The organism is Shimia marina (assembly GCF_001458175.1).
GTDB lineage: Bacteria > Pseudomonadota > Alphaproteobacteria > Rhodobacterales > Rhodobacteraceae > Shimia > Shimia marina.
Window position 1 is genome coordinate 710810 of the sequence record NZ_CYPW01000006.1, and the last position, 18995, is coordinate 729804.

At 57.4% G+C, this 18995-nt stretch carries 18 protein-coding genes and 1 tRNA gene; 9 read left to right on the top strand and 10 right to left on the bottom strand.

Annotated features, from left to right (window positions below; translation table 11 throughout):
• Position 1 precedes the first annotated feature (1 nt).
• Positions 2–793 carry a cytochrome c1 gene (locus SHM7688_RS05215; protein WP_058238905.1) on the top strand — a complete coding sequence of 264 codons (792 nt, stop codon included), beginning with the start codon at positions 2–4 and terminating at the stop codon, positions 791–793.
• 156 nt (positions 794–949) lie between these two features.
• Entirely contained in the window at positions 950–2239 is a 1290-nt protein-coding gene (locus tag SHM7688_RS05220) for an MFS transporter (protein ID WP_058238906.1), read from the top strand.
• A gap of 77 nt (positions 2240–2316) precedes the next feature.
• Here SHM7688_RS05220 and ykgO read toward each other — a convergent pair whose 3' ends face one another.
• Together ykgO and SHM7688_RS05230 are read right to left on the bottom strand one after the other, a co-directional pair.
• Entirely contained in the window at positions 2317–2442 is a 126-nt protein-coding gene (ykgO, locus tag SHM7688_RS05225) for a type B 50S ribosomal protein L36 (RefSeq protein WP_008562923.1), read from the bottom strand.
• A gap of 77 nt (positions 2443–2519) precedes the next feature.
• Positions 2520–2594: transfer RNA gene (locus SHM7688_RS05230), tRNA-Val, on the bottom strand.
• A 147-nt stretch (positions 2595–2741) separates the two neighbouring features.
• Between SHM7688_RS05230 and SHM7688_RS05235 the strand changes: the two genes are divergently transcribed.
• From SHM7688_RS05235 to pncB, 4 genes are all read left to right on the top strand, one after another.
• Positions 2742–3605: an N-formylglutamate amidohydrolase gene (locus SHM7688_RS05235; RefSeq protein WP_058238907.1), complete on the top strand. Its 864-nt coding sequence runs from the start codon at positions 2742–2744 to the stop codon at positions 3603–3605.
• 121 nt (positions 3606–3726) lie between these two features.
• Positions 3727–4323 carry a bifunctional nicotinamidase/pyrazinamidase gene (gene pncA, locus SHM7688_RS05240; protein WP_058238908.1) on the top strand — a complete coding sequence of 199 codons (597 nt, stop codon included), beginning with the start codon at positions 3727–3729 and terminating at the stop codon, positions 4321–4323.
• Positions 4324–4410: 87 nt separating this feature from the next.
• Entirely contained in the window at positions 4411–6660 is a 2250-nt protein-coding gene (locus SHM7688_RS05245) for a PAS domain-containing hybrid sensor histidine kinase/response regulator (protein WP_058238909.1), read from the top strand.
• Between the two features lie 129 nt (positions 6661–6789).
• The gene (gene pncB, locus SHM7688_RS05250) at positions 6790–8082 is read left to right on the top strand and encodes a nicotinate phosphoribosyltransferase (RefSeq protein WP_058238910.1); all 1293 of its coding nucleotides are present in this window, start codon (positions 6790–6792) and stop codon (positions 8080–8082) included.
• A 25-nt stretch (positions 8083–8107) separates the two neighbouring features.
• Here the strand turns inward: pncB and SHM7688_RS05255 are convergent, their stop codons facing one another.
• The 8 genes from SHM7688_RS05255 to SHM7688_RS05290 form a co-directional block, all read right to left on the bottom strand.
• Complete coding sequence (locus tag SHM7688_RS05255) at positions 8108–9064, bottom strand: phosphotransferase enzyme family protein (RefSeq protein ID WP_058238911.1); 957 nt, start codon at positions 9062–9064, stop codon at positions 8108–8110.
• The gene (locus SHM7688_RS05260; protein ID WP_058238912.1) at positions 9061–10326 is read right to left on the bottom strand and encodes an aminotransferase class III-fold pyridoxal phosphate-dependent enzyme; all 1266 of its coding nucleotides are present in this window, start codon (positions 10324–10326) and stop codon (positions 9061–9063) included. The genes SHM7688_RS05255 and SHM7688_RS05260 overlap by 4 nt, the downstream gene beginning before the upstream one ends.
• A 75-nt stretch (positions 10327–10401) precedes the next feature.
• Positions 10402–10824 (bottom strand): alternative ribosome rescue aminoacyl-tRNA hydrolase ArfB, encoded by a 423-nt coding sequence (gene arfB / locus SHM7688_RS05265; protein ID WP_058238913.1) that lies wholly within the window; start codon positions 10822–10824, stop codon positions 10402–10404.
• 368 nt (positions 10825–11192) lie between these two features.
• Complete coding sequence (locus SHM7688_RS05270; protein ID WP_058238914.1) at positions 11193–11828, bottom strand: queuosine precursor transporter; 636 nt, start codon at positions 11826–11828, stop codon at positions 11193–11195.
• Between the two features lie 97 nt (positions 11829–11925).
• On the bottom strand, positions 11926–12831 hold the full coding sequence (locus tag SHM7688_RS05275) for an esterase-like activity of phytase family protein (protein ID WP_058238915.1): 906 nt from the start codon (positions 12829–12831) through the stop codon (positions 11926–11928).
• Positions 12804–13610, bottom strand: a complete 807-nt coding sequence (gene mepA / locus SHM7688_RS05280) for a penicillin-insensitive murein endopeptidase (RefSeq protein ID WP_306341255.1) — start codon at positions 13608–13610, stop codon at positions 12804–12806. Before mepA ends, SHM7688_RS05275 begins: the two co-directional genes overlap by 28 nt.
• Positions 13611–13702: 92 nt before the next feature.
• Positions 13703–15055, bottom strand: coding sequence for an MFS transporter (locus tag SHM7688_RS05285; RefSeq protein ID WP_058238917.1), 1353 nt, complete (start codon positions 15053–15055; stop codon positions 13703–13705).
• Between the two features lie 55 nt (positions 15056–15110).
• Positions 15111–15647, bottom strand: a complete 537-nt coding sequence (locus SHM7688_RS05290; RefSeq protein ID WP_058238918.1) for an acyl-CoA thioesterase — start codon at positions 15645–15647, stop codon at positions 15111–15113.
• 126 nt (positions 15648–15773) lie between these two features.
• On the opposite strand from SHM7688_RS05290, the gene SHM7688_RS05295 reads away from it, so the two are divergent.
• From SHM7688_RS05295 to yaaA, 3 genes are all read left to right on the top strand, one after another.
• The gene (locus tag SHM7688_RS05295) at positions 15774–16058 is read left to right on the top strand and encodes a YggT family protein (protein WP_058238919.1); all 285 of its coding nucleotides are present in this window, start codon (positions 15774–15776) and stop codon (positions 16056–16058) included.
• 95 nt (positions 16059–16153) lie between these two features.
• Positions 16154–18193, top strand: a complete 2040-nt coding sequence (gene recQ, locus SHM7688_RS05300; protein WP_058238920.1) for a DNA helicase RecQ — start codon at positions 16154–16156, stop codon at positions 18191–18193.
• Positions 18194–18221: 28 nt separating this feature from the next.
• Entirely contained in the window at positions 18222–18995 is a 774-nt protein-coding gene (gene yaaA, locus SHM7688_RS05305; RefSeq protein ID WP_058238921.1) for a peroxide stress protein YaaA, read from the top strand.

Here is an 18995-nt window from a genome sequence, read left to right on the forward strand (position 1 = left end):
CATGCTTAAGAAGCTTAGCATTATTGCCGCTACGGCACTGTCCCTGTCAGCAGGCGGTGCATTGGCCGCAGGTGGCGCAGGTCACATTGAAGATGTGGACTTCTCCTTTGAGGGTCCGTTCGGCAAGTTTGACCAGAACCAGCTGCAACGCGGTCTTCAGGTCTACACCGAAGTCTGCTCGGCCTGTCACGGGATGCGTTACGTGCCTCTGCGCACGCTGGCGGATGAAGGTGGCCCACACCTGCCCGAAGATCAGGTGCGCGCCTACGCAGCCCAGTTCGACATTTACGATGCCGAACTGGAAGATGACCGTCCACGCAAAGTGACCGATCACTTCCCGCTGTCCAACGACCCAAATGCGCCGGACCTGAGCCTGATGGCGAAGGCCCGCGCTGGTTTCCACGGTCCTTACGGCACCGGAATCAACCAGCTGGTCAAAGGCATGGGTGGCCCGGAATACATCGCCTCCATCCTGACCGGCTACACCGGTGAGGAAAAAGAGGAAGCGGGTACTGTGTTTTATGAAAACACCGCCTTCCCGGGTGGCTGGATCGCCATGGCGCCTCCGCTTTACGGTGAGGATGTGGAATATGCCGACGGCCACTCCAACTCCCTGCACCACGAAGCCGAAGATGTCTCCGCCTTCCTGATGTGGGCCGCGGAACCCAAAATGATGGCCCGCAAGCAGGCCGGTCTGACCGGGGTGCTGTTTCTGGTGGTTCTGAGCACATTGCTCTACCTGACCAATAAGAAGCTCTGGGCGCCGATCAAAGGCAAAAAGCTTGATCTCTGATCCGCCGCTGCTAAAGTTAAAAAACGCCGTCAGCGAAAGTTGGCGGCGTTTTTTCTTGGGGGCTTATGGCACGTCTGACTTCCACGCCCACCTCATCCGCACCATCGGTCCAGCTTGGCTATTGCGTGGGGTGTCAGAAGTTACAATGATGCAACCATGTCAGTAGAAACCGCGTTTTCCTTCTCAACCCTTCCGGCAACAGCGCGGCGGCACATTCGACTGTTTCAGATCCACCAATTTCTGGATCGCTTTGCGATGGGGTTGACGGTGGCCGTTGTGGCTCTGGCCCTGACGGACAGGGGCATGAACCTTGTGCAAATTTCGCTGCTCTTTGGCGTGTATTCGGTGACAACCCTCGCACTGGAGCTGCCCTTTGGTGGGCTGGCAGACAGTATTGGGCGCAAACCCGTCTTCCTGACGGCTGTTGTGGCCAGTTTGATGTCGCTCACGCTCTTCCTCTTCACCAGCGATTTTTATGTTCTGGCGCTCTCATTTGCCTGCATTGGCTTTGGTCGCGCGTTGCGATCCGGCACACTTGATGCGTGGTTTGTCGAAACCTTCAGGGCGGCGGCACCCGATGTGGATGTCCAGCCCGCGCTGGCCAAGGCGCAATGGGCCAATGCCATTGGTCTGGCCAGCGGGGCGGTGCTTGGCGGTGTTCTGCCGGATGTATTGGGCCCGCAGGCGCAAGAGCTGGGGTTCAGCAGCTATGATGTTTCTTATGCGGCAAGCTTTTTGGTGATGCTGGGGGTGTTTGGTTTCACATGTCTGGCGATTGTCGAAACGCCTCGTCCTTTGCACTCCGGCGCGCTCAGAAAAGGGTTTGCCAATGTCCCAAAGGTGATCAAAGGGGCCAGCCTGCTGGCGCTGAAACACCCGACGCTCTCCCTGCTTCTGGCAGCGCTGGCGTTTTTTCTGATGGCGACCAATCCGGTTGAGGTGATCTGGCCCACCCACGTGAAGCCGATGCTGAACGCGGATTATGCAAACACCGTTGTGGGTGCTTTAACCGCCACCTATTTCTTTGCCATCGCTCTGGGCGCTTCTCTGTCTCCTTACGTTAACCGACTCTTCGGGCGGCAACCCGCTCTGACGCTTGCTGCCACCTTCACCTGCCTTGCGGGTGTGCAGATCGCCCTAGCGCTACAAGGCGATATCTTCGGCTTTGTGACCGTCTTCATCCTGTTTTCTGTGCTCCTAGGGATCAGCGAAACCCCCGCCAGCAGCCTGTTGCATCGCTGCGTCACAGACGATCAGCGTTCAACCATGCTGTCGCTAAAATCGCTGCTCCAGCAGTTGGGCGCAGCCTTGGGCTTGGTTCTGGTCGGAGCCATCGCAGAACTCTATACGGCGCCTGTCGCATGGGGCCTTGCAGCCGTGTTTCTATGTGTTGCAGCGCTGCTGTCGTTGGGGCTGGCCAAGCGACTGATCTCTGAGCAGGCCTAACGCGCAGCCTGCGCGTAAACACAAAAAAGCCGCCCAAAAAGGCGGCTTCTTCAACTCTGTGATGCAAGTCTTGCGACTTAGCCCTGACGTGCTTTGAAGCGACGCTGGGTCTTGTTGATCACGTAAACGCGGCCCTTGCGGCGCACAACGCGGCAATCACGGTGCCGGTTCTTGAGCGAGCGGAGCGAGTTCTTGACCTTCATGGGTCTTCTCCTCATTTCGCGGCGCTGCGGTGCGCCTGGGGTTACGGGACCTCTCTAGCTGAGAGGCGGTGAATTCATGGTGGGCGATACTGGGATCGAACCAGTGACCCCTTCGATGTCAACGAAGTGCTCTACCGCTGAGCTAATCGCCCTGAACCGACGTGTCTATCTGACCCCCTAATAAAGGGGGCGCGGAAATCCGCGCCGGTGGCGGTTTCTATAAAAGGAGTCGCGGGGGGGATCAAGGGCTTTTGATACAGTAATTTTTGCGCCAATATTCTGTGCGAACAGGAGACACGATGCAAACACCCGCCTACAGAATAATCGCGCCCGAAATCTGTCGCACATCGGTGGTCTTTGCCTCCCCCCACAGCGGCTGTGATTACCCCGAATGGTTCATCCGGCGCTCGCTTTTGAATGCCCATACCATCCGATCTTCTGAGGATGCCTTTGTAGATCAGCTGTTTTCAGCGGCACCCGCCGTGGGAGCCCCTTTCCTTATGGCGCGCGCTCCACGCGCGCTGCTCGATCTGAACCGGTCGGCTGAAGAGCTTGATCCGGCGCTGATTCAGGGGGTGCGCAAAGTCGGGCATAACCCACGCGTGGCCTCTGGCCTTGGGGTGATTCCCCGTGTCGTTGCCAATGGGCGGGCAATTTATCACGGCAAAATGACCCGCGCAGAGGCCGATCACCGAATCGATACTTACTGGCGCCCCTACCACGACGCGCTCTCCAGCCTTCTTACGGCCGCCCATGACACATTTGGCGAGGCCATTCTGATTGACTGCCATTCCATGCCCCGTGAAGCGGTCGAAGGGGTCTCACGCCGCGGCGGGCAACGCCCGGAGATCGTGCTGGGGGATCGCTTTGGCGCCGCTGCGGATGGGGACATCGTGGATCAGATCGAAGCCGCCTTTCAGCAGGCCGGTTTTGTGGTGTCGCGCAACTCTCCTTTTGCCGGAGCCTATGTGACACAGCACTACGGGCGCCCTCAGCGGCGCCAACATGCCATTCAAATTGAGATCGACCGGTCTCTTTATATGGATGAGGCGCTGATCACGCCGCATTCGGATTTTGCCGCCTTTCAGGCGCGTCTCCAAACTGTGGTGGCACAAATTGCCGCCATTGGTACACCGCGCAAAAAGGGACTGGCGGCAGAATAATCCATAGCCGCGCGGTTCACGATTTTGGGCATAGGCCAAGCCTTTCGGCCTCAAAGAGGTCACAAGCATTGACCTGTGCCCCTGTCTTCCTCATCTTGGCGCGGTGCAAAGGGAGAGCACCATGACACAAGCCCTGATCGTGATCGATGTTCAGAATGATTTTTGTCCCGGCGGGGCGCTCGCCGTCCCCGATGGCGATCAGATTGTCGCGGGCATCAACGCCCGGATGGCGGATTTTGACACCGTGGTCCTGACACAGGATTGGCACCCCGCCGGACACAGCTCTTTCGCCAGCAGCCATTCAGGCAAGACCCCATATGAGGTGATCGACATGCCTTACGGGCCTCAGGTGCTCTGGCCGGATCATTGCGTTCAGGGCAGCGAAGGCGCAGCCTTTCATGCGGCACTCAGCACGGATCGGGCAGATCTCATCATCCGCAAAGGTATGAACCCTGTAATCGACAGCTACTCTGCGTTTTTTGAAAATGACCGCAGCACAGCGACCGGCCTTGAGGGCTATCTGCGCAGCCGGCAGGTTTCCAAGCTGACATTGGTCGGGCTTGCGACCGATTTCTGTGTGAACTACTCGGCGCAGGATGCGGCCCGCTTGGGGTTTGAGGTGCAGGTTGAGGAAGCCCTTTGCCGGGGCATAGATCTGGATGGGTCTTTATCCACCGCCCGACACGAGATGACAACTTTAGGTGTATCTTTGGTATAGATTTTCGTACCTATGCTTGTCTGTTTTTTGTTTGTTAACCATTTCCCGACATCAAAACGCCATTTGATTTTCTAGGATGGGCCGCGCATGGCAGCCGAAATTCATGAGTTAAATCGCGCGCTGGAGGAATTTGATAAGCGCAACACTCAGTCCGGTCGGCTTGAACGCTATGTTCTGGGCCGCCTTAGTCATGCCCTCAGCCGACAGGTCTTTATGCTCATGGGCATTGCTGTGCTTATGGTTACCGTGTCACCATGGGTGGGGCTACAGGCGCTTGTGCCCATTCTGATTGGCGAAACCATTGATGCCCTAGTGCTGCGCGGGCTGGTGGATCGCATGGAGCGTGGCGTTCCTCTCAAACGTTTGATTCTGCAAAGCACCATCAGTGCGTCGATTCAGGCGATAGGTCTCGTCGTCTTCGTTGCCTTCATGTGGTATCATATCCCGCGTGAGGCGGGCCTTATGCTTTGCCTGTCTTATCTAGCCACCGCGGCGATGAATGCGGTCATGTCCCTCAGCTTCCATCGCTACGCTTCAATGGCGCGGTTGATTGTCTTCTGTGGCAGTATCATTCCGCTCTATTTGGCTGATTACTTCATCTTGCAATACGACCCTGTGCAGCTGCTCTATAATTTTGGGGTGACCATCATGATCGCCTACACGATGCTGCCGTTTGTAAGTTACGTGACCAATGGACGCCTGCGCGATCTGCAACAACAGCGCCGTCAGTTAGAACAGGCGCTGGAGCTGGCAACGGTAAATGCGGCTCTCATGGAGCGGCAACGCGAAAGCCGGCGGCTTGCGTCCATCCCGGAGAATGCCGTCGACAGCGTGTTGATGCTGGACAAAGAAGCGCGGATTCTGTGGATCAATCCGGCCTTCACAAAGCGGACCGGATATAAGCTTTCGGAGGTGGTTGGTAAGACACCTGCGGATGTCATCTATGGTGCGCATTCTGATCAGTCCGCTCAGGGTGTCTTGATGAGCGATATTCTACAGGGTCGTCCCTCTCGTAGCGAAAACATCAACTACACCAGAGACGGGCAGCCTTTCTGGGTCGAAACCAACGTAGCCCCGGTCTTTGACGAGCAGGGCAATCTGGAGATGTGTGTGTCTATTGAGCGCGACATCACCAACAAGAAACGGCAGGAGAAAGAGCTGGCTGCAGCGAAACAGGCGGCGGAAATGGGCGAGCAGGCCAAGACGATCTTCCTCGCCAACATGAGCCATGAAATTCGCACCCCGATGAATGGCATCATCGGCATGGCCGAGCTGCTTGGCGAGGCGGAGCTGGGCAAAGAGGAAGCTCTCTATGTTCAAACAATCCGTCACTCCTCCGAGGCGCTGCTGACCATCATCAACGACATTCTGGATTATTCCAAACTCAAGGATGGCCACATCACCATCAACAGCAATGGCTTCCTGCTGGATACCTGTTTGAAAGAAGTGGTGAACCTGATGCGCCCTCAGGCGGAGGCCAAGGGGATTGCCCTGACCCTTTCCAGAGCCGATGGCTTGCCGGACACGGTGCTGGGTGACGAAGGGCGGTTGCGACAGATATTGGTCAATGTGATCGGCAATGCCGTCAAGTTCACCGAGCAGGGCAGCGTCGATATCGCGGTGGAAACCGCAGCATGCGGCAGCATTGTGTTTCGGGTGACGGATACGGGCATTGGCATTCCTGCACACCGCCTGCCGTATATCTTTGAACAGTTTGAACAGGCCGACGCCGCCACGACCCGTCAATTTGGCGGCACCGGACTCGGGCTGGCGATCTCCCGTCAATTGGCACGGCTGATGGGCGGCGATGTGACTGTGACCAGTACCCTTGATGTGGGGTCCTGTTTTACCATCTTTACAAATCTCTGTGCCGTTTGCCCTGAAATTGCGGCACATCCCGTTGAGAGCACAGAAATCCCCGTGGATTTGCTCGAAAACGCCACTGTGTTGCTCGCCGAGGACAACCGCACCAACCGCCTGCTTGTGGAAAAACTGCTCAAGGATTTCCCGCTGACCTTGTTGATGGCGGAAGACGGGGCCAAAGCGGTGGAGCAGGTCAAAACATCACAGCCTGATGTCATTCTGATGGATATGTCGATGCCTGTCATGGACGGGCTGGACGCCACCCGCGCCATCCGCGCCCTCAATATGCCTCAGCCCCAGATCATCGCCATCACCGCCAACGCCTACCGCAGCGATCGGGAGGCTTGTATTGAGGCCGGGATGGATGATTTTGTCAGCAAGCCACTGCGGCGGGCCGATCTCCTTGTGGCGTTGACCAAAGCGCTTGAACTGCAGAAGGCCAAGCCGCAGCTGGTGGAAAAAACCGGCGCTTGACTGTGTGATAGGCGGATTTTCCCCCTTGGAGGCGCTTCGTGAAAATACACCCACAGGCCCAAAGGGCTTGGAGGCGCTTAAAAATCTGGCTATCAACAGCCAAACCAAAGAATTGGGGGCCAGAAAACTATGGTCGACATTGCCACGCGCGTCTGGAACCACAAATGGAAGATTGATCCCATTGTGCGGTCTCTCATCGACAACGATTTTTACAAGTTGCTGATGTGCCAATCCATTTTTCGCAACCGTCCCGACGCCCATGTCACCTTCAGCCTGATCAATCGCTCCTCCCAAGTGCGCCTTGCGGAGTTGATCGACGAAGGTGAGTTGCGTGAACAGCTGGACCATATTCAGTCCCTGTCGCTGACCCGCGGTGAAAGCACCTTCCTGCGCGGCAACACCTTCTATGGCAAGCGTCAGATGTTCCGCTCAGACTTCATGGAGTGGTTCGAAAACATGCGCCTGCCGGATTACCATCTGGAAAAACGCGATGGGCAGTATGAGCTGACCTTTGAGGGCAAATGGCATGAGGTCATGCTCTGGGAAATCCCGGCGCTGGCAGTCCTGATGGAGCTGCGCGGCCGCGCTGTGCTGCATGACATGCGCAAATTCGAGCTTCAGGTGCTCTATGCCCGCGCGATGACCAAACTCTGGGAAAAGATCAATCATCTCAACATGCTGCCAGATCTGCGCATCGCCGATTTTGGCACCCGTCGTCGCCACTCCTATCTTTGGCAGGACTGGTGCGTGCAGGCCATGGTCGAAGGGTTGGGCAACAAATTTGTTGGCACCTCCAACTGCCTCATCGCCATGAAGCGTGATCTGGAGGCCATTGGCACCAACGCCCATGAGCTGCCCATGGTGTTCTCGGCCCTGGCCCAGACCGACGATGAACTGCGCCATGCGCCCTACAAGGTGCTGGAAGACTGGCACGAAGAGCATGAAGGCAACCTGCGCGTCATCCTGCCTGACACCTATGGCACCGAGGGCTTCCTCAAACACGCGCCGGATTGGCTCGCAGGCTGGACAGGCATTCGCATCGATAGCGGCGACCCTGCCAAAGGCGCCGAAACTGCAATTCGCTGGTGGAAAGAGCGCGGCGAAGATCCGACACAGAAGCTGATCATCTTCTCCGATGGTCTGGATACCGATAAGATTGCCGAGCTGCACACCCAATTTGCCGGTCGTGCGCGTGTGTCTTTTGGCTGGGGCACGCTTCTGACCAATGATTTCCGCGGCCTCACCCCAGACGATGGTCTGGCACCTTTCTCGATGGTCTGCAAAGCGATCAAAGCCAATGGCACCCCCACTGTCAAACTGTCAGACAACCCCAACAAAGCCATGGGCCCCGCCAGCGAAATCGAACGCTACAAACGGGTGTTTGGCGTGGGGCAACAGGATGAAATGGATGTGATTGTTTGATCCCCATGGGGATCAGACCGCTGTCTCACACAAAGCGCTTTGCCATCGCAATCGCCCGTTCCGCATAATCGCGCACCGCAGGGTGGTCGTCTGCGTAGCGTCCGATCACCCAGCCACAAGAGGCCATGGCCCGCATCACGGTGAAAGCGTCCAGCAGAGCGGCGGCATTCTCGGGCAAGGCCCGTACAGAGGCATAGCCACGCAGCAGCGCCCCGCCCAGATCGGCCTCATTGGCCTGATCCCAATTCTGTGACATGGCCACGCCCAGCTCATACATGCGGAAGCCAAATACCCCGTCATCAAAGTCGATCAGCCGCACGTCATCACCCTGCACCAGCACGTTTTCGCGCAGCGCATCCGCGTGGATCAGACCAAAATCGCCATCCGCCGCCGCATGCGCGCCAATCACCGCGCGCAGCTTGTCCCGACAGGTCAACAGCAAATGCGCTTCCTCTTCTGACAGGCTCGCATTCTCCCAGAACCGGCCCCAGGAGGGATCCTCCCCCAACAGCGCGTCCAGATCGAGCACTTCGCGTTCAAAGGCCTCCGGGCGCTCCATGGCATCGCTCGCCAGATGCAACCGCGCCAGCTCTGCCCCCAGAGCTTCATGCAGATCTGCCTGCGCTTGCGGTGCCATCGCCAGTTGCACGCCCCCTTCGCCCAGCGGTGCGCCCTCCAGCCATGTCACCAGTGAGGCCACACGCGGCCCGCCCGTCGCCAGCACCTCACCGGCCAGCGTGCGGATCGGCTGTGGCACGATCATACCGGCCGCCACCAGCGCCTCTGACCACCAGAGTTCGGAGCGAATGGCATCATCACTCTGATAGCCGGGGCGGTGCAGGCGCAATGCCGCGCGCTGCCCATCGGGGCTTGCCGCTTCCAGAACAATGTTCTCACGGTTCTTGATCAGCCGGGGGGACATCTCCACACCCCAGGCTTTCAGCGCCTCTTGCGCCGCAATAAGGGCCTGATCGTCGTTCATGCCACGGCTCCAAAGGCTGCATCGAGGGTTTCGGCAAGCAAATCCGCATCTGCGCGGCCAAAGGCACAGGGCGGGCGGATCTTCAGCGTGTTGTCAAATCGGCCCTCGGTGTGCAGCAGCACGCCACGGTTGCGCATCTCTTCCACCATTGCATCACAGAGCGCGGTTGCCGGTTTGCCATCGCGCCACAGCTCTGCTCCAAAGAACAGGCCAGATCCGCGCACATCGGCGATCACATCATAGCGTGTCTGCAGCTCTTTGAGCAGGCCCACCGCATAGGCGCCCACATCCTTGGCGTTCTCCACAAGGTTTTCGTCTTCAATCACATTGAGCACCGCCATGGCCGCCGCCGCACTCACCGGATTGCCGCCAAAGGTGTTGAAATATTTGAACCCTTCCTGAAACGCGGTGAGGATCTCAGGCCGGGTGATCACGGCGGCCACCGGGTGGCCATTGGCCATTGGCTTGCCCAGCGTCACAATATCGGGCGCAAAGTTCAGCTTCTGATGGCCCCACCAATGGCTGCCAATCCGGCCAAATCCCGGCTGCACCTCATCGGCAATAATGATCCCGCCCGCCGCACGCACCAGCGCGATGGCGTCGTCAAGAAAGCCCTCTTCCAACGTCGGGAAGCCTTCGTTGGCAAAATAGGGGCAGACAATCAGAGCTGAGACCCCATGACCATTGGCCTCAAGCTCTGCGATGGCGGTTTTCACACCTTCAGCAAAAGCTTTGGCCTGACCTTCCCGTGTGCCGCCCGGCGGCATCATATTGTCGGGCGCGGGCGCACGTTTCACATGGTCCTGAAAGCCGCCGATGGGCACTTTGGAGGTGTTAAGCTGGCTCACCGCTGCGGTATTGCCGTGATAGGTGTTGTCGGTGGTGATCACCCCGGTCTTGCCGGTCATCGCCTGCGCCATGCGTAGCGCCACATCATTGGCCTCAGAGCCGGAACAGACCATCACCATACTGTCGAGGTCATGGTCAAACTTCGCGGTCAACGCTTCGCCATATTCCAGAATGCCGTCATGCACGTAACGGGTGTGGGTGTTGAGGGTTGCCGCCTGTGTGGCAATCGCTTCCACCACGCGGGGGTGGCAATGGCCCACATGAGGCACGTTGTTGTAGCAATCCAGATACTTGCGGCCGTCGGTGTCCCAAAGATAGGTCCCTTCGCCGCGGGCCAGATGCACAGGCTCTCTGTAAAATGTCGTCATATGCGGCCCCAAAAGCCGCGCGCGGCGCGTCAACACATCTGCCATGGGTTGCTCCCTATTTCTTCCCGGCAAAACTCTTGCGTCTTTCTGCGCCCGATGCCTGCCAATCGCAACCCCGGATCAATCGTCGCGTGTAATCCGCCCGCGCATGGCTTTGACTTCACCGCGCTCTTTCTTGGCCTTCAGTCGTCGCTGCTGGCTGCCGTAGGTGGGTTTGGTTTTGATCCGACGTTTGGGCGCCACCAGCGCCTTTCGGATCAGCTCGGCAAGACGGTCACGCGCGATCTCCCGGTTGCGGGCCTGACTGCGGGTTTCGTCACATTGCAGCACCACCGCGCCATCTTTGGTCCAGCGCCGTCCGGCCAGCCGTTTCAGCCGTGCTTTGATCGGGGCACTCAGCGCCGGGGAGCGCGCGGCTTCAAACCGCAGCTCAACTGCTGAGGAGACCTTGTTCACATTCTGCCCACCGGGTCCGCTGGCGCGCATGAACTGTTCGGTCAGTTCCCAGTCTTCAATTGTGATCTCATCGCTGATTCTCAGCATGGCGCTCCCCGCGTTGCGCGGTCGGTGGGTTAAGATATGTGCTTTTCTATGTGCTCAAAAAATCCACCGACGCAATACAGTCGGGATACCGACGCGATACCGACGTGAAATTTTGCACAAAAAAGTGGTTAACGCGCATCAAAAAGGGCTGCTTCCCGCGTTGGAAACAGCCCTTCGAGATGATTGGAGGTGCGTCGGTTAGGATCACACCAATTCGGATCTTATGTCAGCCAAGGGCTGCCTCAGCTGCACTCCTTCCAAACTGTTCCGACCTCGTTCTCCATAGCTTCTCTAGACAATGGGCACCTCCTTTCAGATTGTTTCGCGTATCTTCAGCCTGCCACAGGCCAAAGATATGTCAAACAAAATCATGTGGTGCGCGCTGTCAAAGACCCCACGATGATGCGGAATGGCACAAGAGCAAGCAAAGCCAGCGAGAGTTTGACCATCCAATCGGCAAAGGCGAGGCTGACCCAGAGCGGCACAACCGGCCCTGCGCCCAGCAATGGCAGCATCTCCGCAGCCCAGCTCACGTCGTTGCTCGGTTCGATGAAAGACAGTGCGCCGCTGAAGGCAACGCTGAAGAAAATGATGGTATCCACAGAGGATCCAATCAGCGTCGAAGCCAGCGGCGCGCGCCACCATGCTCCCTCGCGCATTTCATCAAACACCGCCACATCAAGCAGTTGCGCGGTCAGGAAAGCCAGACCAGAGCCAATGGCAATGCGCAGAGTGACGGCCGGATAGGTGAATCCGTCGCCTTCCAGCATGATCTGCGTGCCGATGAAGGAGCAGATAACGCCAACAACAAAGCCCGCAAGCACCACACGGCGTGCCGCAGCGGCACCGTAAACGCGGTTCATGACGTCGGTCACAAGGAAAGCGAGAGGATAGGTAAAGGCACCCCAGGTCAGCCAGTTACCAAACAGGAACTGTACAAGGATGTTGGAGGCAACCACAATGGCCGCCATGGCAAGAATGCCAGGAAGATATTTCGTGTTCATTTGTCTGAGCCCGTTTTGACAAGGTAGCGGCGACTTGACCCCGCGCGACTCGCGGGACGGTGGCGCGTTTACCGCTCTGGCGCAGATAAATCAAGTTTTATGGGTCTATGATGTATTCCACGATCTCGGTGCGCTGAATCAGGCGAAAGTTGTCATCGCTGATCATCGTCAGGCGGATGCGGGCCTGATCATCGCGCCAGACGGACAGGCCTTCAAGATTGTCGTGCCGACCTATGCCTTTTTGAAACAACAGTTTTTCATCGCTCGCCTGCGTGCCAGAGATGTCAAAACTGCGCGCACGGGTGCGAAATCCAAAGCCGTTGAAACCGCGCTCCAATATGTAAAGCCGCCCATCCGGCCCTATATCTGCCCCAACAGGTTGAAACTGTTTATCGCGGTTGAGCGTAAATGCCTTGCGCCATGCGCCGCCCTTTAAGGCAAAGACCTGAATCACATCCTCTGCCCCGATAGGCGCTTCTGGCATCGCATAAACTGTCCCGTCTGCCGCAGTTGCAATGGCCTCAAATCCCGCGTTTTTAGGCATCTGGTCAAAATCTGCATGCCATGCAACCGCTCTGGGAATGGCGCCGGGCTGTGCGAAACGTTCGAGGCGATGCTGGCCTTCAAAAGACACCATGATAGCCCCATTGGGCATCAGGGCCAGACCTTCGGTGTCCCGCCCTATGGGGCGCGGTGCAAATTGACCATTCTTTCGCAATACCTGTGCGCGGCGGACATTGGTGACGTCTGAGATCTGGCTGTCCTCGCGCAGAAGCGCAGCCTGCACAAACTGCCCGCGATCTGACACCGCCAACAGGTTTGTGCCGTCCTCAGATATAATGAGCCCTGAAAACCCGCCAAACCAGCCTTCCGGGATCTGCCAGCGGTAGCTTGCCAGATGCGTCGCAGCTTGACGGGACGATGGTGTGGCATTGGCCCAAAGCGCATGTAGGGCCAATGCGGCAAGACCGACGCCTACGGAGATTGCAATACGTTGACGCATTGTTTTGGCAGATCCGTCATCTGGAGTTCACGGCGGGGTTTGGGCGGTGGTGCATTCGGATCTGGCGGCGGCGGGAAGAGGATATCCTGCACCCATTTGCGGGCATCGTCACATCCATCCCCGGCTGGGGGCGGATCTTGGTTCACACATCCCTCTGCGCCCTCCGGGCAATTCAGGCGCACGTGAAAATGATAGTGATGTCCCCACCAAGGGCGGATCTTGCGCAGCCAGCTGCGATCGCCTTTCGCATCTTCACACATCTGCACCTTTGCACCGGGGAAGACAAAGATCCGTGCGACACGGGGATCGCTTGCCGCCGCTTTGAGGATGTTGTGGTGTTGTTTGGTCCAACTGCTGTTCACATAAGCACCGTTGTTGCGGCGCATGGAAATGGAGGAGATGTTCTCGCGCTGAGTAGGGCTGAGCGTGAGCGTGTCCGCAGGGCGCATCCAGATATCAATGTCCAAGCCAAGCTGATGGCTGCGATGTCCCGTCAGCATCGGCCCGCCCCGTGGCTGGCTGATATCGCCGATATAAAGCCCGTTCCAGCCGGGTTGTTGCGCCGCTTTGGCTGAGAGATCCTTGATATAGTCGATGGTAACGGGATGGCCCCAGTTGCGATTGCGCGACAGCCGCATGGCCTGCCATGTCGGGCCGGTTTCTGCCAGTTCCGTGCCACCCGCAAGACAGCCTTTAGCATAGCTGCCAAACGGGCTGCTGCTTTGGTTGGAGGCTTTGGGTTCCGCACCAAAAAGCTGTTTTGCTTGAACGCCCTGCATGGTGGCAGGAAGCTCCTGATGAGTGGAAAGTGTCACAGTTTTTTGCGGCGGATCCGGTTGGCATGCCGCGAGGCCAAACAAGGCCAGTACAGTTAAGAGACGGTGCCCCATGTTGAATGATCTCCCTTTGGGTCAACCCAGCGTAGCAGGATCAGACCCAGCAGGAAAAGCGCGATAAGCGGTGTAACGCCAATCTGTTGACTACCGGAGACTGCCGTCATGATGCCAATCAGAAAAGGTGCAATAAACGAGGTGGCTTTGCCCGCCAACGCATAAAGCCCAAAGGACTCTGCCGTGCGGTCGGGAATGGCCTGCCGCACCATCATCGAGCGGCTGGCTGATTGGATGACGCCCCCAGCGGCCCCAATCGCCGCCCCAAGCACATAAAAGATTATGTCAGGCAGTTTGGATGTCTCTTCAATGGCCATGCCAAACACGCTTTCTCGTGACACAAACACAATGGAAATCGCCACGGCGCAGAGGATAAGAATACAGATTTTGATCACGGGTTTGGGGCCAAATTTCATATCTGCCCGCCCACCGAGCCATGCAAATATTGCGCCGGAAATGATGGCCAGAATGCCAAAGATGCCCACATCCACTACGGACCAGTTCAATACACCCGCGGCGTAGATGCCGCCGAATGTATACATGCCGTTCAGGGCGTCGCGATAAAACATCGAGCTGCCCAGATAGGCAAAAAGCGATGGGGTCTGCGGTAGGTTCCGAATGGTGCCCCAGACGTCTTTGAGGGCTTTAGCCGTGGCGCCTTTCACAGGTTTGGACGGTTTTGGATCACGCACCCAAAGCACAAAAGGGATCATGAAGACCGCGAACCAAATCGCCGTCAAAGGCCCGACAAAACGTGTGCCCTCCCGCGCACTGGCGTCTAACCCGAAGAGAGGATTAATGCCAATCAGTGTTTTGCCACTGCTGGCGTCTTCGGCAAAAAGGGTCAGCATGATCACCAGAGCCAAAAGCCCCCCTACATATCCAAAGGCCCAACCATTGCCCGAAATTCGACCGACCTCTTCGGCGCTGCCCAGTTCCGGCAGCATGGAATTGGTGAAAATCGTGGCAAATTCCATGCCGATCATGCCGATGGCAAAGAACAGAAGCGTGGTTGTGAGATTAAAGCTGTCCGGAGCAGCCCACCACAGGCCGAAGGAGCCGATGATATACATGGCCGAAAAAAGCCATATCCAACGCAGGCGATTGCCGGAATTGTCCGCCAAGGCACCAAGGATTGGCGCGAGAATGGCAATAACCAGGCCTGCCGCTCCAATGCCAAATCCCCAAACCGTCTGCGCCTGCGCACCGTCTCCGATCAGATCCTTGATGTAAGGAGCAAAAATGAATGTGATCAGAAGAGTGTTGTAAGGTTGGCTGGCCCAGTCAAAAAAGAACCATCCCCAAATCCGCTTGCGCGCTGTTGTCTGTTGCATCCGTATCCCCTCGGACTTTGTCCACAATTAGACGCGAAGACACAACCTAAGCAAGTTATTCCTGCATAGGGGGCCAAGGGCGGTCTGCGTCTGCTGCGATCCACCCTTTGATCCAGTCTGGCGCGTCAGGAGAAGGGGTATCCTGCCCCATGGCTTCCATCACGCGCGCAGGTGAGACAATGCCACTCGCATCGGTCACGGCGGCACGGTAGAGCGCATGGTTGGCGCATTCACCGTTTTGTTTCCACATGGACTGCTCCAGATAAACAAAGCGATCATCCCAACAGGCGGCCCGGCTGCGCATTTCGATTTTCTCAAAGGTGCGAATGCGACGGCGATAGCGCACCGAAGCACCGGCCATGGTCATGCTCCATTTCTGTTCTCGTAGCACTTTGACAAGGCCAATACGGCTGGCCAGCGGAATGCGGCCGAGATCAAACAATGTGAGCGTGCGACCGTTGTTCAGTTCCATCCAAAGGTCGATATCAGAGGGCCAGCAGCGGTGCTGTGACACATGCGTGCCCGTGACGGGCAGAGGGCTGGCGTTGCGAAACTTGATCATCTCTTTGACCATACGCATGACTGGGTACATTGGCGTCTCCTTTGGGCGCTCTTCAATGCTGCCTGCAAGGCTTCGTCAACCGTGATTCCTGCGTCAGTCTTGTGCTTTTTTCTTTGGGTGCTTAACTGTGGGCCAGTCGCACAAAAGGAGCCTCTCATGATGGCAATTTACGGTCCGCTTCAGTTGATCCTGAACATCGCCTTCTTCTTCATGCTGGCGCATATCATCATGAGCTGGTTGATCAACTTTCAGGTGTTGAACCTGCATCAGCCTATCGTGGCGCAGATTTGGACTGGTCTGAACCGCCTGCTGGAGCCAATCTATGAGCCGGTACGCCGGGTCTTGCCAGATACGCGGCCACTGGATCTTGCGCCTCTGGTGGTGTTCATCATCATCATCTCGCTGCGTGACTATATTCTGCCCTCCATTCTGCTTGGCTAAGAGCGGTCTTCTGGCTTGAGCCTTCCTGCGCGCTATGGGACATTGCGCCAAAGCAGACGGCCCCGATTTGAGGGGCTCAACAGGCAGGGGTAGGCATGCGGGCCGCGAGCACCGTTCTCAGTGAGGTTTTTGGTTTTGATGCCTTCCGCCCCGGGCAGGAAGATATTGTGACCTCTGTGGCCAGCGGTGAAAACGTGCTGGCCATCATGCCCACCGGTGGTGGCAAATCACTTTGCTATCAACTGCCTGCGCTTCTGCGTGAGGGGGTGACAGTGGTGATTTCACCACTGATCGCCTTGATGCGCGATCAGGTGCGCGCCTTGCGCGCAGCCGGTGTCGAAGCTGGCGCTTTGACTTCTGGCAATACTGACGAAGAAACCGCACAGGTCTGGGAGGCTATTGAGGCCGGGCGGCTCAAACTGCTGTACATTGCGCCCGAACGTTTGGCCTCTGGCGCTGCGCTGGGCATGTTGCGGCAGATCGGGGTTGGCCTGATCGCTGTGGATGAGGCACATTGCGTCAGCCAGTGGGGCCATGATTTCCGTCCAGACTATCTGCGCATTGGTGAGTTGCAACGCGCGCTGGATGTGCCGATTGCAGCCTTCACGGCAACAGCAGACGCAGAAACGCGCGAGGAAATTATCGGGCGTTTGTTTGGGGCGCAGCCACCGAAAGTTTTCCTGCACGGTTTTGATCGCCCCAACCTGCATTTGGCGTTCGCCGCCAAAGACAATCCGCGCAAACAGATCCTGCAATTTGCCGCCGCGCGCAAAGGGCAATCTGGCATTGTCTATTGTGGCACACGGGCCAAGACGGAATCCCTTGCCAAAGCCTTGCGTGATGAAGGGCATCAGGCCTTGCACTACCATGGCGGAATGGATCCGCAGGAACGTCGTGAGACCGAGGCGAGTTTCCAGCGGGAAGATGGTTTGATTGTCGTCGCTACCGTGGCATTTGGCATGGGGGTGGATAAACCGGATATTCGTTGGGTCGCGCATGCGGATTTGCCCAAATCCATTGAAGCCTATTATCAGGAAATTGGCCGCGCGGGCCGCGATGGTGCCCCAGCGGAGACATTTACGCTATTTGGGCCTGATGACATTCGCCTGCGTCGGTCTCAGATTGATGAGGGCTTAGCCCCACCAGAGCGCCGTGCCGCAGATCACGCCCGCCTGAACGCGCTTTTGGGGCTTGCCGAGGCGCTCAAATGTCGCCGTACACAGCTTTTGGCCTATTTTGGCGAGGAGGACGTGACATGTGGCAAATGCGATCTTTGTGACACGCCTCCGGAGGTGTTTGATGGTACCGAAGCCGTGCGCAAAGCCCTTTCGGCCATTCTGCGCACGGGAGAGTGGTTTGGGACAGGTCATCTGATCGACATACTGTTGGGCAATGAAACCGATAAGGTACGCGAGCGAGGCCATGATGCGCTGCCGACCTTTGGGGTTGGGCGAGAATATGACAAACGTCAGTGGCAGGCGGTGTTTCGTCAGATGATGGGGCATGATCTCGTGCGGCCCAATCCGGAACGCCACGGCGCGTTGACAATGACGGAACGCGCCCGCCCCGTTTTGCGTGACGAAGAGCGTGTGGAGCTGCGTCGCGACACCATTCGCATCACCTCCCGCCGTCCGGCGGCCAAAACCCTGGTAAGCGAAGAAAATGCGCCCCTGATGTCGGCTTTGAAGGCCAAGCGCCGGGCTTTAGCCGAAGCTGCAAAAGTGCCCGCCTACGTCATTTTTCCGGATCGTACATTGGCCGAGATGGCGGAAGTGCGCCCCTCCAATCTGGATGATATGGCCCGCGTCAGCGGCGTGGGTGCTAAGAAACTGGCCAATTATGGTGATGCTTTCTTGGAAGTGATCAATGGGGAAGCTGCGCAGATGCATCCCAGCCGCCGCAAGATTGCCGGTCGTGAAGATGCCGGTCTTTATGATCAACTGCTTGAGGCGCAATCTGAATTGATGCGCGGTCCAGACGGCATCGACAAACCGATGAGCTGTCCGGCTGGGCTTTTGGCCAAGGTGGCCAGTCATAAGCCGCGCACAGAACAGGATATGGCAAGGTTGCTTGGGGACCGCAGGGCGGATCGATTTGGCGCCGCTTTTCTGGACGTCTTGCGCCAATCCGAATAGACCAATTGAGATCAAAGGGAGAACCTGAATGCTTGTTGTGATTTCACCAGCCAAACGTTTGAATTGGGATCCCGTCTCCATTGAGATGACGCAGCCTGACTTTCAGGAAGATGCCATTCGTCTGGCAAAGACGGCCAAAAATCTTACGCTTGGTGATCTGCGCAAGCTTATGGATCTGAGCGAAGACTTGGCGCGCCTCAATCGTGACCGGTTCCGTGCTTTTGAGGCCGCACCCGAAATCGAGGCCACGCGGCCTGCGGTGCATGCTTTTGCCGGAGACACCTATGTTGGTCTGGATGCGGCGAGCCTTGAGCTTGATGAGATGCGCTGGGCACAGGAGCATCTGCGCATTCTTTCCGGCTTATATGGGGTGCTGCGGCCTTTGGATGCGATGCAGCCTTATCGGCTTGAAATGGGCAGTCGCCTGAAGACCCGCAGAGGCACCAACCTCTATGATTACTGGCGCACGGCGCCGGCCAAGGCGCTGAAGGCGCAGGCTGAGAGTTTGAACACAGATGTGTTGGTGAACTGCGCCAGCCAGGAGTATTTTGGCGCGGTTGATCTGAAGGCGTTGAAGCTGCGCGTGATCACACCGGTCTTCATGGAAGAACGCGACGGCACCGCCAAGATTGTGTCGTTCTTTGCAAAAAAAGCACGCGGCTCCATGGCGCGTTACATGATTCACAATCGTCTGACAGAGGCCGAAGGTCTGAAAGATTTCGACTATGGCGGTTACCGGTTTGATCCGGAAAAATCGGAAGGGGACCGCTGGGTTTTCCTGCGCGACTACCCGGAAACCTAG

Coding starts and splice junctions, on each gene's coding strand:
- mepA (WP_306341255.1), bottom strand. CDS start 13,610: ATGCAGGGCGTTCAAGCAAAACAGCTTTTTGGTGCGGAACCCAAAGCC.
- SHM7688_RS05235 (WP_058238907.1), top strand. CDS start 2,742: ATGCAAACACCCGCCTACAGAATAATCGCGCCCGAAATCTGTCGCACA.
- SHM7688_RS05260 (WP_058238912.1), bottom strand. CDS start 10,326: ATGGCAGATGTGTTGACGCGCCGCGCGCGGCTTTTGGGGCCGCATATG.
- SHM7688_RS05245 (WP_058238909.1), top strand. CDS start 4,411: ATGGCAGCCGAAATTCATGAGTTAAATCGCGCGCTGGAGGAATTTGAT.
- SHM7688_RS05285 (WP_058238917.1), bottom strand. CDS start 15,055: ATGCAACAGACAACAGCGCGCAAGCGGATTTGGGGATGGTTCTTTTTT.
- SHM7688_RS05215 (WP_058238905.1), top strand. CDS start 2: ATGCTTAAGAAGCTTAGCATTATTGCCGCTACGGCACTGTCCCTGTCA.
- SHM7688_RS05255 (WP_058238911.1), bottom strand. CDS start 9,064: ATGAACGACGATCAGGCCCTTATTGCGGCGCAAGAGGCGCTGAAAGCC.
- pncA (WP_058238908.1), top strand. CDS start 3,727: ATGACACAAGCCCTGATCGTGATCGATGTTCAGAATGATTTTTGTCCC.
- pncB (WP_058238910.1), top strand. CDS start 6,790: ATGGTCGACATTGCCACGCGCGTCTGGAACCACAAATGGAAGATTGAT.
- SHM7688_RS05295 (WP_058238919.1), top strand. CDS start 15,774: ATGATGGCAATTTACGGTCCGCTTCAGTTGATCCTGAACATCGCCTTC.
- yaaA (WP_058238921.1), top strand. CDS start 18,222: ATGCTTGTTGTGATTTCACCAGCCAAACGTTTGAATTGGGATCCCGTC.
- recQ (WP_058238920.1), top strand. CDS start 16,154: ATGCGGGCCGCGAGCACCGTTCTCAGTGAGGTTTTTGGTTTTGATGCC.
- arfB (WP_058238913.1), bottom strand. CDS start 10,824: ATGCTGAGAATCAGCGATGAGATCACAATTGAAGACTGGGAACTGACC.
- ykgO (WP_008562923.1), bottom strand. CDS start 2,442: ATGAAGGTCAAGAACTCGCTCCGCTCGCTCAAGAACCGGCACCGTGAT.
- SHM7688_RS05220 (WP_058238906.1), top strand. CDS start 950: ATGTCAGTAGAAACCGCGTTTTCCTTCTCAACCCTTCCGGCAACAGCG.
- SHM7688_RS05290 (WP_058238918.1), bottom strand. CDS start 15,647: ATGTACCCAGTCATGCGTATGGTCAAAGAGATGATCAAGTTTCGCAAC.
- SHM7688_RS05275 (WP_058238915.1), bottom strand. CDS start 12,831: ATGCGTCAACGTATTGCAATCTCCGTAGGCGTCGGTCTTGCCGCATTG.
- SHM7688_RS05270 (WP_058238914.1), bottom strand. CDS start 11,828: ATGAACACGAAATATCTTCCTGGCATTCTTGCCATGGCGGCCATTGTG.